Source organism: Streptomyces sp. NPDC006529, assembly GCF_040611795.1.
Classification (GTDB): Bacteria; Actinomycetota; Actinomycetes; order Streptomycetales; family Streptomycetaceae; genus Streptomyces.
The window spans coordinates 1-4313 of the sequence record NZ_JBEXPB010000106.1 but is presented as its reverse complement, the minus strand read 5'-3'; the positions used below and the strand labels follow the sequence as shown (position 1 = coordinate 4313).

Below are 4313 nucleotides of genomic sequence, written 5' to 3'. Positions count from 1 at the left end.
AACGGAAGTTCGAGCGAGCCGTCCATGCGCGCGCACACCGCGTCCAGCGCGTCCGCGAACACCGGGTAGGCGTCGTACAACTCACGCCCCATCCCCAACCGCTGACTGCCCTGCCCGGTGAACAGGAACGCGGTCCTGCCTCCCGCCGGGGAGCCCGTCACGAGTGCGGCGGCCGAGCCGTTCTCCGCCAGTGCCTCCAGGGCCGAGAGGAGCCCGGCGCGGTCCGCGGCCACCACGGCCGCACGGTGCTTGAAGGCGGAGCGGCCCGCGGCCAGGGAGAAGCCGAAGTCGGCGGCGCTCACCGCCGGGTGGCGGACGACGTGGTCGTGCAGGCGGCGGGCCTGGTCGCGCAGGGCGTCGTGGCTCTTGCCGGACAGCAGCCACGGCATGGGGGCGTCCGGCGCCGACTCGGGCTCCGGCGCGGCCGGGGCGAGGGCCGGGGCAGCGTGCTCGGGGGCCTGCTCGATGATGGTGTGGGCGTTGGTGCCGCTGATGCCGAAGGAGGAGACGCCCGCGCGGCGCGGCCGGCCGGTCTCCGGCCAGGCGACGGCACCGGTGAGCAGCGCGACGTCACCGGCGGTCCAGTCGACGTGCGGGGTCGCTTCGTCGACGTGCAGCGTCGGGGGCAGGATCCCGTGCTGCATGGCCAGGACCATCTTGATGACGCCCGCGACTCCGGCGGCCGCCTGGGTGTGGCCGAGGTTCGACTTGATGGAGCCGAGCCACAGCGGCCGGCCCTCCGGGCGGCCCTGGCCGTACGTGGCCAGCAGCGCCTGGGCTTCGATCGGGTCGCCGAGGTTCGTGCCGGTGCCGTGGGCCTCGACGGCGTCCACATCGGCGGCGGCCAGCCCGGCGCTCGCCAGGGCCTGGCGGATGACGCGCTGCTGGGAGGGCCCGTTGGGAGCGGTCAGCCCGTTGGAGGCACCGTCCTGGTTGACGGCGGAGCCGCGGACCAGTGCGAGGACGGGGTGACCGTGGCGGCGGGCGTCGGAGAGCCGTTCGACGAGGAGCATGCCGAGGCCCTCTCCCCAGCCGGTGCCGTCGGCGGCGGCCGCGAAGGCCTTGATCCGGCCGTCCTCGGCGAGGCCGCGCTGGCGGCTGAAGTCGATGAAGGAGGCGGGGGTGGACATGACGGTCACACCACCGGCCAGGGCCATCGTGCACTCACCGGCCCGCAGGGCCTGGATGGCCCAGTGCAGGGCGACGAGCGACGAGGAGCAGGCCGTGTCGACGGTGACCGCGGGGCCTTCGAGGCCGAGGACGTAGCTGACGCGGCCGGAGACGACGCTCGCCGCGTTGCCGGTGCCGAGGAATCCCTCGGTGCCGTCGGGGGCGGCGAGGATGACGTCGAGGTAGTCCTGGCCGTTGGTGCCGGTGAAGACGCCGATGCGCTCGCCCTGCACGGTTGCGGGGTCTATGCCGGCCCGTTCGAAGGCCTCCCAGGAGGTCTCCAGCAGCAGACGCTGCTGCGGGTCCATCGCGAGGGCCTCGCGCGGGGAGATCCCGAAGAACGCGGGGTCGAAGGTGGCCGCGTCGGCGAGGAACCCTCCCTCGCGGACGTAGGTGGTGTTCTCCGTGAGGGACTCCGGGTCGTACAGACCGTCGAGGTCCCAGCCGCGGTCGGTGGGGAAGCCGGAAATGGCGTCGCGCCCGTCCGCGAGCAGCTCCCACAGTTCCTCGGGGGTGCGGACGCCGCCGGGGAAGCGGCAGCTCATCGCGACGATCGCGATGGGGTCGTCGTCGGTCCCGCTGCCCGTCCCGGTCGTGGTGGCACCGGCCGCGTCGGCGGGGTGCGAGCCGAGGAGTTCGCCCAGGAGGAAGGCGGCCAGGGCCACGGAGTTGGGGTAGTCGAAGATCAGGGTGGCGGGCAGGCGCAGCCCGGTCCGGGCGGTGAGGAGGTTGCGGATCTCCACCGCGGTCAGGGAGTCGAAGCCGAGGTCCCGGAAGGCCGTGGACGGGTCGACGGATTGCGGACCGGGGTAGCCGAGGACGGCGGCGATCTGCGTACGGACGAACTCCAGGGCGAGGGCGTCGCGTTCGCCGCCCGGTGCCCGGGCGAGCCGCCGGGCGAGGCTGTCGGCGGCCTCGGCCGGGGTGTCGGCCGTCTGTCCGGCGGCGAGGGCCTGGACGGCTTCGGGCAGTGCCGCGATCAGCGGGCAGGAGCGGACGGCGGTGAGGCCGGGCGCGAGGCGGGCCCAGTCGATGTCGGCGACGACGGAGGAGGTCTCGTCGAGGGCGAGCGCCGTATGCAGCGCGGACAGGGCGAGTTCCGGGGCGAGGGCCGGCAGCCCGGCGGAGCGCAGGCGGTCGGCGACGAGTTCGTCGGTGGCCATGCCGCCGTCGGCCCAGGCGCCCCAGGAGATCACGGTGGCGGGCAGGCCGTCGGCGCGGCGCTGCTCGGCGAGGGCGTCCAGGTAGGCGTTCGCGGCGGCGTAGTTGGCCTGCCCGGCGGCGCCGAAGACGGCGGCGACGGAGGAGAACAGCACGAAGGCGGTCAGGTCCAGGTCGCGGGTCAGCTCGTGCAGGACCTGGGCCGCGTGGGCCTTGGGCCGCAGGACACCCGCCAGTCGCTGTGGGGTCTGGGCGTCGAGGACACCGTCGTCGAGGACACCGGCGGCGTGGACGACGGTGGTCAGTGGCAGTTCGGCGGGCACGGTGGCGAGGAGGCGGGTCACGGCGTCGCGGTCGGAGACGTCGCAGGCGGCGAGGGTGACCTCGGCACCCATCTCGCGCAGTTCCGCCACGAGTTCGGCGGCGCCCTCGGCGTCGGGGCCGCGCCTGCTGACCAGCAGCAGGTGTGCGGCGCCGGAGCGGACGAGCCAGCGGGCCACGTGCCCGCCGAGGGCTCCTGTGCCGCCGGTGACGAGGACGGTGCCGGAGGCGGTCCACGGGGCGGCGGGGCTGCGGTCCTGAGGGGCTCGGGCCAGGCGGCGGGCGAAGACGCCGGTGGAGCGTACGGCGACGTGGTCCTCGGTGCCGAGTCCGCCCAGGACGTCGGCGAGGCGGCCGGTGGCGCGCTCGTCGGGGGCCGGGGGCAGGTCGACCAGGCCGCCCCAGCGGGCGGGCAGTTCGAGGGCGGCGGTCCGGCCGAAGCCCCAGAGGGCGGCCTGGGCGGTGCTGGTGAGCCGGTCGGAGCGGCCGGTGGAGACCGCGCCCTGGGTGGCGGCCCAGAGCGGGGCGTCCACTCCCGCGTCACCCAGGGCCTGGACGAGCGCGAGGGTGGCGGCGAGCCCGGCGGGCAGCGCCACGTCCTGCGGGTGCGGGTGCTCGTCGAGTGCGAGCAGCGACAGCACCCCGGCGGGCGCGTCGGGCGCCGCCAGGGCTGTGGTGAGGTGCCGGACCAGGGTGGCCCGGTCGTCGGTGGTCGCATCGACGGTGAAGGGGATGACGGTGACCCCGCGGGCGGTCAGGGCGCTGGTGGCGGCCAGGGCCCAGGGGGCGTCCGTGTGCCCGGCGGGCACCGCGAGGAGCCAGTGCCCGGCGAGGGGTGCAGGCGCGGCGTCGGTGAGCGGTGTCCAGGTGACGCGGTAGCGCCAGCCGGTAACGGTGTCGCGGTCGCGGTGGCGGCGGTGCCATGCCGACAGGGCGGGCAGGACGCCGCTGAGGGGTTCGTCGCCGTCGACGCCGAGGGTGTCGGCGAAGGCGGCCAGGTCCTCGCTGTCGACGACTTCCCAGAACTTGGCGTCGGTCAGGCCGAGTGCGCGATCGTCGGCCGGTCCGGCGAGGTCGGTGAAGGGGTCACGGGGCCAGTACAGGTCGCGCTGGAAGGCGTACGTCGGCAGCTCGACGTGGGCGGTGCCGGTGGCGGCGAAGCGGGTGGCCCAGTCCGGGGAAAGACCACGGACGTGGGCACCGGCGACGGCGGCGGTCAGCGTGCGGTCCTCGGGGCGGCCGGTGCGCAGCGCGGGCAGGAAGGCGGCGGCGCGGGGGCCGGTGGCGCTCTGGCAGTCCTGGCCGAGGGCGGACAGTACGCCGTCGGGGCCGAGTTCGACGTAGGCGGTGACGCCTCGGCTCTCCAGCCAGCGGATGCCGTCGAGGAAGCGGACGGTTTCGCGGACGTGGCGGACCCAGAAGTCGGCCGAGCCCATCTCGTCGGAGACCAGCGCACCGGTCAGGTTCGAGACGACCGGGATGCGGGGGGTGTCGTAGGTGAGGTCCTCGGCGACCTTGCGGAAGGCGTCGAGCATGCCGTCCATGTGTGGGGAGTGGAAGGCGTGGCTGACGGTGAGGCGCTTGGTCTTGCGGCCCCGGGCCGCGAAGGCCCCGGCGACGGCCTCAGCGGCCCCCTCGTCACCCGACACGACCACCGACGC

At 75.1% G+C, this 4313-nt stretch carries 1 protein-coding gene; it reads right to left on the bottom strand.

Annotated features, from left to right (window positions below):
- Window positions 1-4313 (bottom strand): SDR family NAD(P)-dependent oxidoreductase (locus ABZY31_RS31085; protein ID WP_356417013.1); only part of this gene is annotated, 4313 nt, incomplete at both ends.